Here is a 16,245-nt window from a genome sequence, read left to right as displayed (position 1 = left end):
AGCATATTCGGCGCCCGCCGACTATTTAGATCTTACTGTTCTCTCAGCCCGAGCTAAAAATTAGTGAAGTACTGAGACCGTATTCTTTTCTTTTCGCAACCGCAGTGATGCTGGTGCCTGTCATTGCTATTATCTGGGTAAAACTTAGCAAGCGGACAAAACCGTAAATTTCCTGATACACTCATTTCAAATCGCTCTGCGATTTCCGGATCAAAATCGGATCGCGATTTTTATTTTAAAAACAGATCCCGGATTCATTTTTTCAATCGCGATCATGATGCCGATCAAAAATTTTCCGGAAAAACCAGAGATCGATTTTTTTTTACATTCACACACCAGACCCGTAACACCCCATATCCGGCCCCGCCACGGCCCCTCTCAGGAGGGCTGTGCCCAACAGAGCCCATTTCAGCCCCCGATTCCCCCTCCCGGCACCCCTTTTTGGCCACATCTCACCAGAAAGCGGCCACTCATTTTCCGGAATCGCTCATTTCAGCCCCCGATTGCCCTGATTCAGCCCTTCCCGCGCCCGGAAAAGGCCATATTTAGCAACGATACACGGGGCGATCCCAAGCCCCGGCGGGCTGGGGCACCTGCGTAACCCCCGGAGCAGCAGAACGCGAATACAGACGTCTTTTCGCAGCGTGATTTTGTAGGATCGGGGGCCCCACAACCGAATACACCCGGCCCCTCTTTTTCCGCGATTGAAATGCTGCTACTCATTACCTCACAATTCCCGTCGGAAAACCCTGAAATATTCCGGAATTATTACCGCCTTTTTCCGAATTATTGCCTCTCCCCATACGTGCGGGAGGTAAAAGAGGTGCAACCGGGCCCGATACGGGCTCCGTTTTTCTGAGGGGTAATTCAGGGGGGAGGGGGTACCCCCACCCCCCCCGCTGGCCCGGTGCCGGGATACCCCCCCTCTCCCTGCTCTCCGCCAGGGATTTTTCCCAGTCAATACCGTCGTAACTGCCCGGCGTCTCATCCATCCGGAAACCTGTCCGACAGGGGGGGTACCCCCCACCCCCTGCCCCCCATGGCGGGGGGGTCACCCCCCTCCGGAAAAAATATTGGGAGGGGGGTGGTACCCCATACCCTCCTCCTCAAATACAGGTAGGCAGCGGTTTTCCGGATGCAGGCTGCCGGATCTTCCGCCGTGGATGCTGGTTCCGGAAGGTTCCCGATAATGGGAAGGGGTGTCGGATCCGGCTGGAGGGCAGGGGGGTGGTACCCCCCCACCTCCCCCGCATGCAGGTGGGGGGGGTGGACCCCCTCCGGAAAAAATTCCGGGCGGACGGAGGGGGTCTCCCGCAGACCCCCTTGGCTCAGTGCCGGGCCTCCCCCCGCCGCCTGCCAGATTTTACCAATTACCGGAACTACTCACATGCAGGGCTCGTAATTGATGACATTGCCTTTCATCGCATCTACGTACACATTCCCGCCGCGGTGATCTTCAAGACCATTGGGTAACAAAAACCGGATTTCGAGATCCACGATCCAGGCAACCGTTGCCGGATTGCTGTCAATAACCGAAAGCCGCGAACCGGATTCAATCGCGGTGATATTCCTGATCTTTGTACGTGATATCACGTGATCAACTGCTGTCGCATTTGCCGCCATCTTCGAGACCTCTGCAGGCCGGACTGCCGGCACAGGTTTATTGATCTCGTGGTAGTTCATGATCTTCCCGTTCGGATCCACCGACATCCCGACATAGTTCCCGAGATTGATTCCGGATTTCTGTTCGCTCCAGAGGAACGAATATTCCGCGCCCATATCCCCGTGATCGATGAGTCCTGATTCGGCAAGCTGCATGTTGCGAGAAGAAAAATCCGGATAATGCCTCATCGCGTAATCAAGGGCAACGGCCTCCGCCTGATCTTTCGACAATGGTCCGGTTTTTTTCACATCCGGTGAAATAACGGATATTCCGATAATGCTCCCGGTCATTGCATCGACGGTGAACCTCTCTCCGTAAGCCTGGTATACTCCCAGATCAATTCCCCGCGAATTGGTGAAATTTCTCTCAAAAATAACCGGTGCATCAGGATCTCCCAGAAATGTCCTGATGCTTTTTTCGGGAGTCTGAAGGATAGCCGGTGCCGTGTTTTTCCATCCACCCGGGTCTGGTGAAGACAGATCCTGTGAAGGGTCCGGAACTTTGGTGGTTGAACATCCCATGCAGAAAACCAGGGTGAATACGATAATTATGGAAAAAACCGTGAGAAGGATATTTTTCATGGATCCTAAGGTATAATTGAAATTCAGATAAAGGTTGTTGAATTTTCCTTCCCCGTCCGGATGAATCTGCGATTCGGTTCCCCCGCCTGCCGTGAGCGGAAATATAACAAAATTTATGAATATGCACTCTGATTCAATGCCACCGGCATTTCCTGCCGTTCCGGTGATTACCGGCAATCCGGCAGTCCTGCGATGTGCCAGGAAATCCTGAAAGGAGACCTGCAGATGAACCCGTTGTTTTCCCGCCCCCTGATCGCTGCCCTTGTCCTGCTTGCCTGCTGCGCTGCCCTCGTACCGGTTGCGAATGCCGCGGCATGCGACCACCCGGTTGTTCCCATCGTACTCGGGACCTGCCAGAAGGACAATGAGGCATCCGAGAGCAAAGTAGTCTTACTATGCACGGATTCGTCAACATCGCCCGCATCCCAGCCTATCGACTCATATTACTGGGGTTTTATGGTTGAAGGAAGAGGTGGTTTGGTACCGTATAATTATAATAAAAACGCACGGTTTGAATTTGCCGGCGGCAGGATCAGAGTCGACCACCAGGTTGGCACAATATGCAGCAAAACCAATCTGTCAACCCTGGATTACACATTCTATTGTAACATTCCCGTGGCAGGTTTCACGGTTGACAGGGACAGCGGCACTGCGCCGCTGACCGTCCGCATCACGGATACCAGCCAGCATACGCCGGCCGATGTGACAACCTGGCAGTACCGGAAGGACAATGTCCAGTTCTCGAACCAGAGAAACCCGGCGGTGACGTTCTCCTCGCCGGGCACCTATACCATCACGCAGATGGTGAAAAAATCCTGCAGCCCGGTTTCCGATGCCGCGAGCAGGACGATCAAGGTGAAATCCGCGTCCGGCCCCGCGCTTGTCATGTCATATGTCGCTGTCAACATGTCTGGCGTAACGATACCGACAACCACGACTACAACGGAACCTTCGGCTCCGGCAGTAACGACAACCACGACCGCAACCGGTGTTGTGCCTGTTGTATCAACAACGGTACCGGCCGCGGTCGCCCCCGCCGTTCTCTCCCCGGCAGTCACCTCAGTCACGTCACCGGCAGCCACGGGTGCGGGAGCGCCGGGTACGGAACCGGTGAAGGGAACGCCCGGTACCGGCACGCTCTCGGTTGTCACGAACCCTGCCGGAGCTCAGGTGTTTGTGGACGATGTCATGCGGGGATTATCCCCGGCAAACATCCCGGGGCTCCCGGCCGGCGAGCACATGCTCCGGCTCGAGAAGAGCGGGTACGGCACCATGAGGGTTCCCGTGAGCATCGAATCCGGGAAAACAACCGATTACTCGACCGGTCTCGAGGCTGAATCCGGCGGCATGGGAATGCTGCCGGTCATCGCGGGCGTCCTTGTGATCGCGGCAGGTGCCGGCAGCGCGTACTGGTACACGAGGAAAAAAGGACCGGGAACCGGCGGTCAGGCATAACTTTTTTCCGATAAAACACCGGATTCTAACGCTCCCTTTCATTCTGGAAGGACTCTTTCCATGAAATCTCACCTGCTCATGGGAACGTACATGAGAGATCCGATCCGGAAGTGTCCAAAAAACGGATTGAGCCGATCCCCCGCCCCACCTATATATTCGCGGACTTCCTCGCTTCGGTGATCGGTGTCAGGCAATGGCTGGAGACCTTGTTGAATGTTGCCCCTCACCGCTTCTCGCGGAACTTCACGTACAGCAGATGGTACACCGCATAGAACCCCGCCATTGCCGCAGCACCGTACCCGAAGACAGCCAGCCACGAGACTCCCTCCGGGAGGTCGAAGGGAGCGGCCCGGAGGATCACCGAGGACCCGACGACAAGCGAGCCGACGACAAATCCCAGCAGGAGTTTGTCGCTTGCCTCATCGAGTGCAGCCTGGAATTCATGGAGGTCCCGGTCGATGACATCGAGGCGCAGCGTGCCGGTGGAGAACCGCTTCAGCATCCGGTCGAGGTAGCGGGGCGTGTCGAAAACTGCATCCACGGTCTCCATGAACGAAACCGAGGCCCGTTTTGCACTGGCAGCAGAGAACGCATTCTGTTCTGCCACTCTCACAAGATACGGCGACAGCTCCTTCTCAACCGTGAATTCCGGATCGAGACGCATGCCGATATCGAACACCATGACAAGGACTTTTAACAGCAGCATGAGGTTCATCGGGACCCGGATCCGGTACCGGCGCATCACCTCCGAGAGCTCGATCACGAACCGGGCAAAGTTGAACCGGGAGATGGTCTCCCCCATGCCCAGGTCCTGGATCAGGAGGAACAGATCGTCCTGCAGCGGTTCGCGGCTTTTTTCCGGAATAACTACACCGAACCCCTCGAGCGATCGCAGGAGCCGTTCCGTGTCTTCGTCTATCAGGGCAGAGAGGAGGGCGATGAACTCCTTCCGCTTTTCGGGGCGGACGGTCCCGGCAATCCCGAAATCGAGGACAACGATGGTGCCGTCCCGTGTCACCAGCAGGTTGCCCGGGTGCGGGTCGCCGTGGAAGAAACCGTCTTCGAAGATCATCTTGAGGTACGCGAGAAATCCCCGGCGGCCGATCCCGCGCGGGTCGAGCCCCATCGCAATAAGCGCGTCCCGGTCGTCGATACGGACCCCTTCTGCGAACTCCATGACCAGCAGGCGCGGGGAGGAGTATTCCCGGTATACCTTCGGGAAGCGGATGCCGGGCACGTCCCGGAAGTTCTCCCGCATCCGTTCCGCGGTCCGTGCCTCCTCGGAAAAATCCAGTTCCCTGCGTATCTGGAACGAAAAGTCCCTGACCATGCCGGTCGAGTTGTAGAGTTCCGCGTCGGGAAAGACCTGTTCTGCCCGTTCCGCCATAGACTGCAGGATGGAGAGGTCGGTTTCGATCAGGTCCCGGATGCCGGGACGCTGGATCTTCAGGGCAACCCGGGTCCCGTCGCGGAGGACGGCGCTGTGGACCTGCGCGATCGAAGCGGAGGCAACCGGTGTCTCGTCAATGGTCCGGAACAGCTCGCCGTACCGCGGGCAGCATTCCAGAATGACCGGGAGGATCTCTGCGTACGGCACGGGTTTCACGTGGTCCTGCAGTTTTTTGAGTTCTTCGATCAGCTCCGCAGGCAGGACATCGGTCCGCGTGGCCATGATCTGCCCGAACTTCACAAATGTCGGGCCAAGCTCTTCTATCGCCAGCCGCACCTGCCCGTACGTCACGGGGGGTGCATGGGCATCGCGGGGGACCGGGAACCGCACGCGGGGCCGGGACGGGAACAGCCGTTCGAGCGCGATATCCAAGCCATGCTTCCCCAGGATCTCAATGATTTGGGTGAACCGCTGGATCTGCGTGACCACGCGTAGTGGTTGACCCTTACGATACTTAAGGCATGTCCGGCTGTGGTGCCTGCGGTCTCCTCCCGGCGCAGGCTGCCGCAGCCCCCGACCATTGTCTTTAATTAAAATTCCGGCGAAGATCAAAACGAAGTATCATGACCCGGGGTACATCTGCATGGGCTGCTGCATGGACCTGCCTCGTCCTGCTCGTCCTGATGCCGCCAGCTGCCATGGCCGTCAACTGCGACAGGGTAAATGTCTCCCCGGTCGCGGATTTTGAATACTCGGTGGTCCCGTCCGATACCGCCCCCCTGATGGTGAATTTCTTCAGCACGCCATCGGTCGGCGGAAGGTCCGGCTCGGGGCCGGTCCTTGACCGGATCGAGTCGTACCACTGGTTTTTTGGCGACGGGTCGGTCAGTGACGATGAGAACCCGGTGCACTCCTATGCCTCGGGCTCGGCACGGTCCGACGGGGAGGACAAGCCGTTTGCGGTCACGCTGACCATAAAGACCGCGTGCGACCGGACGGCCGTGGTGACCAAGAACGTTTCCGTGTACTGCCTCAACCATACCCCCGGGTTTGCTTTCTCCCAGCCGGTTGGCGAAGGGCCGTATAATGCACCGGTCGCCCTGATGATCAGGGATACGACCACTCATGCCCGCGAATCGGTGACCTCCTGGCACTACACGGTCTGGGACGCTGCCATGACCCGGCTCTACCTGGAAAGCACGGAGAAAGATCCGGTCTTCATCATACGGAACGGGGGCAGCTACGTGATCCGGCAGGAGATCCACAAGGCGTGCAGCCCCCCTTCGGCACGGGACACGGATTTCCGGAAAAATATTGTCATAACAGGATCGGCGGAGTCCGACGCGATACCGATGGAGACGATTCCCTTCACCCCGATCGGTGCAGCCTCTCCGGCAGGAACCGCGACCGCGGTGACCGTGCAGCCCGTACCAACCACGGCCACAACCCGGCCGACACCGGCAATCCCCCGACCTGCTGATCTTCAGCCCGGCACCGGCATCCTCTCGGTCAACACCAGCCCGGCCGGCGCCGGGGTGTTCGTCAACGATGCGCCGCTCGGCACAAGCCCGGTCACGATTCCGGGCCTGAGTGCCGGCCAGTACAATCTCCGGCTCGAGAAGGAGGGCTTCCGGAATGAAACGGTCCGGATCGAGATCGGCGACCGGAAGGTGACCGAATATTCGGCCGTGCTCGCGCCGCAGTCCTCCGGTACCGGCGATACGTTGCCCGTCGTGCCTGCCATTGCGGCCGTTGTCGTCATCGCCGTATGCGCGGGAGCTGCTGTCTGGTTTTTCCGGAGAAAGAAGAAGCCCCCGGAGCAGCGCCGCCCTGACGGCAACGCCCTTTTCCTTGTCGAGGACCTGGGAAAGTGAGCTCGGGCGGGAGATACTGTTCATATCGCCCTGATCGGAGACGGCTCCGGTATCCCCGGAGTGCACAGGGTGGAGAGGTCAGACAGCGTGCGAGTGTATGGTGGCATGGCAGGGTCGTTCCCGGATGACAAAGTACGTCGTGGGTGATGGTTTCTCCGGCAATGATGTCCGGCTCTGCCGCTGCAAAACGGTCCACAGGATTTCCTTTTTACGGATGCCTGACCTCTTCACCCGATCCGGGTTTCTCCTGCATTGTAATAAGTTCCATAAATTGGCGGGGTTGGGGGGTGAACTTCCCGGTTCAGACCTGAACCGGGAGGTGCAGGCCGGTAACAAAGATATAATCCCGGGCCCCAGATTCACACAGGAAGAACGGTATGGAAGATCACAGCGGCAGGACCGTCGTATCCCCGGACAGCCATGACGACAGGTTCCGGACCATCGAGTGCCTCGGCGACCCTGACCCGCTTGCAGAACTCTCCGAGTACCTTGACGTGCTGTCGAACAGCACCCGGCTGAAGATCGTGAAATGCCTGGAGAAGAAGCCCCGGACAACGCGGGAGATCTCGCAGGAAGTGGAGACGAGCTACGAGAACACCAAAAAACATCTCGATCGTCTCTGCCTGATCGGGGTTATCCGGAAGGAGGCCGGGATCACCGACCCGCGGCAGAAAGGCGTCCAGCTCTTCTGGAAATATTCCCTTGTGCCCGGCGGGCTGGAATCAGTCATCCGCAACCTCGGGCTCTTCTCCCACATGAAGATGCACATCGTCCGGGAGGACATCTCCGAAAAGATCGATACAACAAAACGACTGCTGTCCCGCGAACTCTTCGGCAGCGGGCCGGTCCTGATCGTGCTCGGCGGGCCGGATGACGGGAAGATCTTCCCGCTCAAAAACGAAGCCGTGCGGATCGGCCGGATCGACCCGCAACAGCAGCACCTCATCGATCCCCTTGCACACCTCGTTCTTGCGCAGGGGTATTCCTCCGTGAGCAGGGTTACAAAACCCCACGCAATGCTGGCCCGGCAGAATGAGCTCTGGACCATCGGCGACGGCGGGAGCAGGGGAGGCACCGCGGTCAACAAGAAGGTGCTCGGAAAAACCGATCGCGTCCCGCTCCGTGACGGCGATCTGATCGAACTGTCCCGGGGGCCGGCCGGCGCAAAACTTCTGGTGGTCATCCCCCAGGGTTCCTGAACCAGGATACGCCTCCCTGCCGGAATGACAAGGCCTGCTTTTTAACCTGACATTGCTCGCGGTACCCGCGTGCGGAGTGCCGCCCGCAACACTCATCGGAAATCCGGATAGTCACGGGTTCATGAGGAAATCATCGAGCGCTGCCAGAAGGTCGGCGGCCGACTGGTACCGGAGCGCCGGGTGCTTTGCAAGGCATTTCAGGATGATGTGCTCGACGGGTGCGGCCTTCGGGTTGTAATCGGAGGGGAAGATCGGGTCTTCTTCAAGGATCTCGTCCACGAGCTCCATCATACCGTCCGCGTAGAACGGCGTCGAGCCGGTCACGAGCTCGTAGAAGACCGCGCCTATCTGCCAGATATCCGTCCGCTCGTCCGTGCTCCCGAAACGCTCTGGCGCGATCTGTTCCGGCGCCGCATACGAAAGCGAGAAGCCTGCCATCGTCGTCTTTTTCGCGCGCTCTTCCAGGATCTTGCTGATACCCCAGTCGGTTATCTTCGGTACGAGCGTTTCGGTGAGGAGGATGTTATGCGGCTTGATATCGCGGTGGATGCACCGGCGCGCATGGGCATACCGGATCCCGTCCGCTATGCCCCGGACGATACGGGCCGCTGTCATAATGTCGAGCGGTTTTTCAAGGTGTTCCAGGGAGCCGGGGACGTATTCCATCTCGACATAGGGGACCGGCAGGATGTTGACCTCCTTCACCTCCACGATATTGGGGTGATGGAGGGTCTCCCATACCCGGATTTCGTGGAGGAATGACTTCCCGGTCCGTTCATCCGATCGCACCGGGATCTTGATGGCAACCTTCCGGTTGTCGCTGATGCGGTACGCGGAATAGACCATCGCGAACCCGCCACTGCCGACCGGTGTGATCCCCGTGTACCTGCCGGCAAGTTCTTCCGGGAAGGCATTCACCGCGGGGACCGGGGATGACGGGAATCCTGCAGCCGAGGTTCCCGGGCTGGCGGGGCCGGTTGTCGCGGTCAGCGGATCGCCCGTGCGGTTGCGGTCATCTTCCACACAGGACGGGAAACGTGCCGCTGCCGGCGTATCCGGTCCAACGGTGCCGGCCCTCCTTCTCCGGAGGAGGATTATCCCGCCGGCACCCGCAAGGAGGACGGTGCCGAGGATCCCGGCAAGGGGCAGGAGCTGCGGGTAGCCGCCATTGTCACCGGCCTGCAACACGTCCGTGCCTGACAGGCTGCCCGCTCTGCCCGGCGTGACAACGGTCGGAGAGGTGACAGGCAGGCTGCCGGTTCCGGCCGGCCCGGCAGGAGTGCCCGAAACAACGGGAGTTGCGTTTTCTCCGGTCACGTTCCCGGCAGGAATTGTGGATTCAGCCGGCGGGGATGTTCCGGAAGCAGCAATGGACGTCACCGGCCGGGTTCCCAGCGTGAACGAGAGCGGCACGATGATGTCATCGGTGCGCGGCCCTTTGAGCGCTGCAAAGAAGGCAGTGTAGGCAGCCTCGCCATAGAGCCTGCCGTTCCCGCGGAACGTGAAGATATTGGACCGGATCTTATTATTGAAGACGTAATCCCCGTTCAGGTCGAAGTCGAAGAGATCGTTTTGCGACGGGTGTTCGACAAAGACATGGTACGTCCCGTTCAGCAGGTGCGTTGTCGCGCTGTCCAGCTCCAGCGAATATGCATTCTTCTCGTCCGGGGAGACGACGGCCCGGTCTGAATATTCAGGGCCGATTATCCAGACAGCGATGCCGGGGTTCGGGTTTCCGGTTGCAATGCCGGAGATCCGTATGATGTCTCCCTGGGCTGCATCTGCCGGTCGTACGGTGGCTGTCAGGAAGTGGCTGGAAAAATTGAGCGCTACGCTGTCATAGACAGCGGTGGCAAGGTTGTCTGCGTCCCGCGGGGAATTCACGGCATACACGGTGTACGTCCCGTCTTTCATGGAGATGAGGTGGCGGGTGTCCCAGGACCATGACCACCGGTTGTCCGTGCCGGTACTGACTGCCCGGAACGTCGAAATATTGCTCTCCCGGACCGGTGTCGTCCGGGGGTCGGCATCAGCGATCTGTGAACCCCGGGGATAACAGTCAGGGCCGGTGAGGAAGAGATACGTTGTGCCGGACGCGGTATTGGTACCGGAAAGCACAATCCTGTCACCAAACCGGTAGGTGTCTCCTTCAGGAGCCGAAGCAGATATGGTGACACGCGTTGTATTCCCGTCCGGTAATGCGAGAACCGGCAGTACGGCAAGGCTGAAGGCCAGGAGGCACGAGAGAACGGATGTCAGAAAAGAAACAGGCCTCATGTTCCGGATCTGCGATCTGTTTGTACCGTTTTTATTAAGAATATGCCGATATTTCCTGAATAATTATTGAAGTACAGGGAGCAGGCGGGCACGTGAAAATCCGTCCGGCATGACCGTTTATCCGGCGGGGGATTTGATAGCGGTTTTTCCCGCGCCGGAACCGATTCTTTGGATCAGGAAACCACAACAATGAAAACAATCATGGTGTGATCTCCTCAGGCGGGATCCCTGTCAGGCAGCAACAGGACTGCATATCGATCCGGATGCGTTCGTTCCCGTCTTCTGGAAAACCGGCATCTCCGAAAAAAATCTTCGGAATTCTCCCGCCAGTCTCCTGATGCTCCGGCCCGGATGATAGGGCCCGGTAAATCCGGAGACCGTGCCCTGCGGTACCGCCCTTGACAGCACGATAGTGAACAGGACTGTCCACATCACGGAGAAGATTGCGAACGCCATGAGGTAATGGATGTACGCGGCCCCGAGGTTCTCATGCTTAATGGCACGGAATGTCACGGTCGGCCTGAGCAGGAGACCCGTTACTTTTGCTGCGAATGACAAGGGTGGAGATAGTGGCGATGCTGCGTCCTTTGGGTCCGGCGGCATGGCGGGCGGGATATCCGGAAGTGAACCGGCTGTCTGCACAATAACCGGTTTTTCACGGGGGTGTCCGCAGAAGGGGCATTGTTCTTTTTTGGGATCATAGAACATCTTGCATGCCGGACAGAGGTATAAATCGGCCATGGTACGCAGCCAAAGGTAAAAACCGGGTTCTGAAATATGTTCCGATTTAATTACCGGAGCCAGAATAATGGCATATGACAGGATTCCGGTTGTCGTTTGGTTTTTCCCTTGTGTCTGTCATCGTCCAGGGCCGTGTCCGGAGCAGACCAACGTGTTTATTATACCATGAACCAGACGATGAAATGATACCATGGCATGGGAAGAACGCGCACGGATCCTTGCCTGGGCCTGCTTCTGCCTGATGTGGATCCCTCTGGCAAAGATCATATGGGACGGCGTCTCGGACAACATGTCGGATATCACCGACGGGTTCATGATGATCCTGTTCCTTGGTTTCCTTGTGGCCTTCATCATCCTCCTCATGGCTTCCACCTTCGGACCGCTGCTTCTCGGCATGCGTGAGGGTACGATTGTACGGAAGAACGGGAAGCTGGTGCCGGCAACGATCCTGCGAATCTCGGATACCGGCCTCTATGTCAACCAGCAGCCGGTGCTCGAGATCGTGCTCGAGGTCCGGCCGCCATACGAGAACAGGTTCGAGGCAACGACCCGGGAGATCATCCCGTTCTCGGCCATCCCGCAGGTCCAGCCGGGTATACAGCTGGAGGTTTACTATCTTCCCGGCACGACGCGCGTTGCAATGCCGCAGTAAAAATATCCCGGTTCCGTAATGCCGGCAGGTTGAGAAAAATTATTTTTTCCGGAAAAACCCAAAAGCGACAAAGACCAGGCCGATGGCGATGATAGCAAATCCCGCTGTGAATCCTGGTAAAACGGGCACATCGCTCTTTGCATAGATCTTTGTTTTCGTCATTTCGCTCCCGCTCAGGTGCCATTCAGCCTTGTTATCGGTCACTGTTGCAGCACTGCTGCCCGTGATCTTCCCCGGCATTTCAAGGTAATAGTCCATGGAAAGGCCGCTCATCATCATATCCTTCATCACCTCATACTGGGTCTCGTTGAAATACGGCGACTTTGTCAGGGATTCGTTGGGCTTCTCATCGGAATAGAATGACTGGTCCTCGTATATGATCTGGTTATTCTCTTTGCGGATGGTGATCCTGGATTCCTTCGGAGGCGTGTAGGTATCGGTGCGCTCCACGGAAACGGTCACCTTGTCGTTCTCCTTATCCCAGACTTCGTTGTACGCCACGTTCTGCGACCCGATTGACTTCGAGAGATTCGCCTCGATTAATTCCTTGACCGAGTTGTATCCTTCGCGTTTTGCCGAAGACTTGAGCAGGTTGTAGGTCGGGCTGTCCATCCTGATGCTGTATTTCATGTACGTGACCTGGGCGTCCTTGTTCACCCTGACATTCTCCGTCATTTTCAGGTTCAGGCAGCCTGCACCCGCGATGGCGAGCATGATAACAGCACACACAAGAATGGAAGTGACTTTTATTTTTTGCATGAATATTGCAGTTTTTTAAATGTTTTTATACATTCTCATTTGATTTTCAGAGGAAAAATGAATGAAGGGGGAGCATTCCGGGCCCGGCAAATCCCGCGGTGCTCTGCCACCATGACCCGTTCCCGGTCCCGATGCCCGGCATCGCCGCCGGGTTCCAGGCCGTGTTCCTTCTCGCTACAGTACTCAGTTTTGCCGCGGTCTTCTTTTCATGGTACGCCCGGGACGCCGCTGCCGGTAAACCGCGGCAGGGAATCACGTCTTTTTCGGTTTTTCAAACAGCCGCTCGGCCGGGCATCCTGTCTCCCGCTGCCGGCAGTACCCGCACGCCAGCAGCCCCCGTACGAGGGCGTTGCCGGCAAAACCGAGCAGGAGCAGGGCGATGATCAGGATGAGGTTTGTCCAGCTGAACCCCTGCACCTGCAGCCAGATTCCGGCAAGCACGGGGAGGATAAACAGCAGAAAGTCCGGGAGGATATCTTTCCATGTGATCTCCATCGCGGTGAACCGCTCCGGGCTGCCCTTCGGGAAGAAGCGGGCAGAGAGCCGGCCCCTGCCGAACGCACAGGTCTTCCCGTAATAATAACAGTCCGTACAGTGCCCGCTGACCAGCCGGAATTCGAGGAGGAGGATGAAGAGCAGGTATGCAACAACCCACCAGATACTGAGCTGCAGGAAGATGTAAATGCCGATCCCGTATATTATGAGCGGTACGAGGTTTGCGATGAACACAATCCAGAGCGGGTAGTTCTCCTTGCAGGCCGGGGTTTCCATACCATACCCGGGGAATCCGAATTATAATAAAATTGTGATGACGCTCCGGGAAGGTGAAATGGAAAAATGCTATTCTCCGACTCCTGACAGGTAGATGAAGGCTGCCATGCTCTTTTCTCCCTCCTGCCCTGATAGATCCGGAAATTCTCCAGTCTCATCTCTGACGAGGTTCGGCATCCTTAAGCCTGAAAAAATACAACAATGCAGCATGGCAACAGTTGTTTTTGCCCTGCTGACGTTCATTGTCGCGCTGGTCATATCAGCGGTCATCATCTACTATATCGCGAAATTCTTTGGAGCAAAAGACAGCCTCACAACCGCTCTTTACGCCGCCCTTATCGGAACGGCTGTGTATACGGTATTCTATGCCGTGCTGGGAACGGGACTTATCGCTGCATTCGTCGCGGGCATCGTGTGGCTCCTTGCCCTGCAGAAACTCTATTCCATCGGCTGGTTCCGGGCGCTCGTTATTGCCTTCGTGGTCTGGATCGTCACAACCCTTGCCGGATATTTCCTGCCGGTACTGACGGGCCCGTTATAATCCGCTCCGGATAACCTCCTTTTTTCCCCTACAAATACTTCTTTGCATTCGTTCTCCCTGTTCCTCAACGCACCACGGGAGGGAGGACAACAGGATTCATCGGTTCAGGTGCCAGGCAATCGGGTATGGTATCGGTTTTCTCAACCCTGCCTGCCTTCGCTATTGCCATGATCGTTTCGGCGATCATCATCTTCATTATTGCAAAATTGCCTTGAGAAGCGGAAGGAATCAGCAGCCGTCATCACGGCGCTTGCCGGCACGATTGTGCATGCGATCGTCTGTGTCGTGCCCGTGAACGGGCTGATTGCCACAACCGTTGCAGGCATTGCATGGCGGCCTGTTTTCCGCATTTCTATGCCATCGGCCGGATCAAGTCGGTCGTCATGGCTGTTGCGTACGGCCTGTCACCTCCGTTGCCGGTAACTTCCTGCCGGTACCGTAAAAAGGATCTCCTTATTTTCCGAGCATCTTTTTGAACATCCCGGCAATGCCGCCGCTGCCCGCTTCCGGCTGTGCCGCCATCAGCTGCTGCATGAGAGCTGCCGCGTCAGGGGATCTTGCAAGTGCCGCTGCCGACTGCTCTCCCAGGAGACCGGTCAGCCCCGCCGTATCAGTCTTCTTCCCTCCCATCATCTTCCCGAGATATGCAAGAACCATCGGGGCCGCGATTGCCAGCACCTTGCCGACTGTCTCCGGGGGAAGGCCGGTCTTCTGCGCAATGGCGTTCTGGACCGGTGCGAGCTGGTTGCCGAAGAGGGTATTGATCATCGCGGGACCGGCTGCTGCCTGAGAGCCGCCGAGAAATCCGCTCAGGTTGTCCAGGGGACTGCTGCCTCCTGCCTGGGCCATCATTTTTGTAAGCACCCCGGCACCATCCGGTTTTGCTGCGGTCGTTGCCATGGAACCCACGATCATCGGAAGGCCTATGCCGAGGGCCTACCGGACTGCGTTCGCGTCGCCGCCAACTGCCTTGCTGATCAGGGCAAGGTTGTCTCCGGTCCCTGACTGCTTCATGAGATCTGCAACAATGTCCATACTGCATAACAATACGCAATAGTGTCCTTAAAGGTATGGGAAGGAGACCGGCCTCCTCCGATCGTGATGCCGGAACAACCCGGCCAACCAACACCTTCAATACCGAACGGACGGGAACCTTATCTTATGCACCTGAATCCATGCAGGGATTCCTGTACCAGACTCGTCCTTGCTGCCTGCCTGCTGATCGCCACCGTCCCCGGAGTCATCGCGGATGAAACGACCAACGCGACCGCGTCGGCCGGCGGCACGATCATGGTCATGTCCTTCCCGCAGGGCGCATCGATCTACCTCAACGATGAATACATGGGGATAACACCAAAGAAACTCGAGCACATCCCCCCGGGAAAATACCTTGTCAACATCAGCAAGGCCGGCTCGAACAATGATTCTGCGCCGGTCGTCCTCTATGACGGCAGTTACCGGGAGATCGGGTTCACGCTCGAATCGGCAACGACCCCCGTTGTGACCCCCTCCGGCAGCGGATCGATTGCGGTCAGTTCAACACCCGGGGGGGCAACCGTCAGACTCGACGGGACCGTTGTCGGTACGACCCGGCTGGAGCGTGCCTCGCTCATCCTCAACGATATCCCGACCGGCAGCCATACCGTTACCGTTGAACTCGCCGGCTACCCGCTGTATACCGGGACCGTGACGGTGAAAAAGAACCAGGTAGTCAAAGTCACCGCTGATCTCGGGGCCGGGACCCCGGCCGCCCCTGTTCTTACGTTCGGTTCGCCTGCTGAAGCAACAGCAAGGGGTAACAGCGTCCCCCTCTCACCGCTGGGCGCGGTTGCCGCAGCCTGTCTTGCGGGTCTTGCCGCAGCCTCACGCCGCTCCTGAATATTTTTAAACAGGGATAACAAAATTGATACTATCCGGTCCTGATCAGACCGTGCGGTACTCCCGCGTACGGAGATCAGGAACCAGAACAACCGGTATTCCTGGCTCTGATTTGCCGCAATACGAGGAGTATCATCATGTTGTGTTCGGAGATCCTACCATGAAACCTTCCCAGTTCCCGGCCCTCTGTGGTGCCCTCTGTATCCTCCTCATCTGTTCAATCATTGTCCTGCCCGTTTCGGCCGCGACAGGAACGCCCACAGGATCACCCACAGCAACCGTTCCGCCTGTCCTTCAGGCCTGTTCCCAGGCGAGGGTTCCCTCGGCGAATTTTACCTGCATATTTCCCTCAGACCTGTCCGCTCCGACACCGGACGGTCCTCCCTACATGGTAAAGTGCTGGGATAATTCAACCAGCGAATTCAACCAGACCATTGTTACGTGGAGGTGGGATTTCGGTGACG

Annotated in this window: 15 protein-coding genes; 8 read left to right on the top strand and 7 right to left on the bottom strand. The window is 57.6% G+C overall.

All coding sequences use genetic code 11. The annotated features are described in order from the left end of the window. Window positions 1–1,383: 1,383 nt before the first annotated feature. Window positions 1,384–1,953 carry a YcdB/YcdC domain-containing protein gene (locus A4E33_RS14660; RefSeq protein WP_363054535.1) on the bottom strand — a complete coding sequence of 190 codons (570 nt, stop codon included), beginning with the start codon at window positions 1,951–1,953 and terminating at the stop codon, window positions 1,384–1,386. A gap of 516 nt (window positions 1,954–2,469) precedes the next feature. Here A4E33_RS14660 and A4E33_RS14655 point away from each other — a divergent pair. Further along, complete coding sequence (locus A4E33_RS14655; protein ID WP_292349274.1) at window positions 2,470–3,699, top strand: PEGA domain-containing protein; 1,230 nt, start codon at window positions 2,470–2,472, stop codon at window positions 3,697–3,699. 223 nt (window positions 3,700–3,922) lie between these two features. On the opposite strand, the gene A4E33_RS14650 is transcribed toward A4E33_RS14655, so the two are convergent. Then, window positions 3,923–5,578 carry an AarF/ABC1/UbiB kinase family protein gene (locus A4E33_RS14650; protein WP_292349272.1) on the bottom strand — a complete coding sequence of 552 codons (1,656 nt, stop codon included), beginning with the start codon at window positions 5,576–5,578 and terminating at the stop codon, window positions 3,923–3,925. A gap of 134 nt (window positions 5,579–5,712) precedes the next feature. Between A4E33_RS14650 and A4E33_RS14645 the strand changes: the two genes are divergently transcribed. Continuing rightward, on the top strand, window positions 5,713–6,963 hold the full coding sequence (locus A4E33_RS14645; protein WP_292349270.1) for a PEGA domain-containing protein: 1,251 nt from the start codon (window positions 5,713–5,715) through the stop codon (window positions 6,961–6,963). A 377-nt stretch (window positions 6,964–7,340) separates the two neighbouring features. After that, window positions 7,341–8,162, top strand: a complete 822-nt coding sequence (locus A4E33_RS14640) for an FHA domain-containing protein (RefSeq protein WP_292349268.1) — start codon at window positions 7,341–7,343, stop codon at window positions 8,160–8,162. Between the two features lie 111 nt (window positions 8,163–8,273). Here A4E33_RS14640 and A4E33_RS14635 read toward each other — a convergent pair whose 3' ends face one another. Continuing rightward, window positions 8,274–10,439, bottom strand: coding sequence for a serine/threonine-protein kinase (locus A4E33_RS14635; RefSeq protein ID WP_292349266.1), 2,166 nt, complete (start codon window positions 10,437–10,439; stop codon window positions 8,274–8,276). Window positions 10,440–10,670: 231 nt separating this feature from the next. Further along, window positions 10,671–11,180 carry a hypothetical protein gene (locus tag A4E33_RS14630; protein ID WP_292349264.1) on the bottom strand — a complete coding sequence of 170 codons (510 nt, stop codon included), beginning with the start codon at window positions 11,178–11,180 and terminating at the stop codon, window positions 10,671–10,673. Between the two features lie 190 nt (window positions 11,181–11,370). On the opposite strand from A4E33_RS14630, the gene A4E33_RS14625 reads away from it, so the two are divergent. Next, on the top strand, window positions 11,371–11,832 hold the full coding sequence (locus A4E33_RS14625; RefSeq protein WP_292349262.1) for a hypothetical protein: 462 nt from the start codon (window positions 11,371–11,373) through the stop codon (window positions 11,830–11,832). Window positions 11,833–11,871: 39 nt separating this feature from the next. On the opposite strand, the gene A4E33_RS14620 is transcribed toward A4E33_RS14625, so the two are convergent. Next, the gene (locus tag A4E33_RS14620) at window positions 11,872–12,591 is read right to left on the bottom strand and encodes a hypothetical protein (RefSeq protein WP_292349260.1); all 720 of its coding nucleotides are present in this window, start codon (window positions 12,589–12,591) and stop codon (window positions 11,872–11,874) included. Window positions 12,592–12,843: 252 nt separating this feature from the next. Then, window positions 12,844–13,362 carry a hypothetical protein gene (locus tag A4E33_RS14615; RefSeq protein WP_292349258.1) on the bottom strand — a complete coding sequence of 173 codons (519 nt, stop codon included), beginning with the start codon at window positions 13,360–13,362 and terminating at the stop codon, window positions 12,844–12,846. Window positions 13,363–13,570: 208 nt separating this feature from the next. On the opposite strand from A4E33_RS14615, the gene A4E33_RS14610 reads away from it, so the two are divergent. Beyond that, window positions 13,571–13,903, top strand: coding sequence for a hypothetical protein (locus A4E33_RS14610; protein ID WP_292349256.1), 333 nt, complete (start codon window positions 13,571–13,573; stop codon window positions 13,901–13,903). Window positions 13,904–14,101: 198 nt separating this feature from the next. Beyond that, the gene (locus tag A4E33_RS14605) at window positions 14,102–14,326 is read left to right on the top strand and encodes a hypothetical protein (protein ID WP_292349254.1); all 225 of its coding nucleotides are present in this window, start codon (window positions 14,102–14,104) and stop codon (window positions 14,324–14,326) included. A 30-nt stretch (window positions 14,327–14,356) separates the two neighbouring features. Here the strand turns inward: A4E33_RS14605 and A4E33_RS14600 are convergent, their stop codons facing one another. Then, entirely contained in the window at window positions 14,357–14,830 is a 474-nt protein-coding gene (locus tag A4E33_RS14600) for a DUF937 domain-containing protein (protein ID WP_292349277.1), read from the bottom strand. A gap of 234 nt (window positions 14,831–15,064) precedes the next feature. Between A4E33_RS14600 and A4E33_RS14595 the strand changes: the two genes are divergently transcribed. Together A4E33_RS14595 and A4E33_RS14590 are read left to right on the top strand one after the other, a co-directional pair. Next, entirely contained in the window at window positions 15,065–15,781 is a 717-nt protein-coding gene (locus A4E33_RS14595) for a PEGA domain-containing protein (protein WP_292349252.1), read from the top strand. A 160-nt stretch (window positions 15,782–15,941) separates the two neighbouring features. Further along, window positions 15,942–16,245 (top strand): hypothetical protein (locus A4E33_RS14590; RefSeq protein ID WP_292349250.1); only part of this gene is annotated, 304 nt, incomplete at its 3' end.

Origin of the sequence: Methanoregula sp. PtaB.Bin085, from assembly GCF_002067035.1 — an archaeon.
Lineage (GTDB): Archaea > Halobacteriota > Methanomicrobia > Methanomicrobiales > Methanospirillaceae > Methanoregula.
Note: the sequence above shows the minus strand (reverse complement) of the source record. Positions and strands in the feature narration are given on the sequence as shown.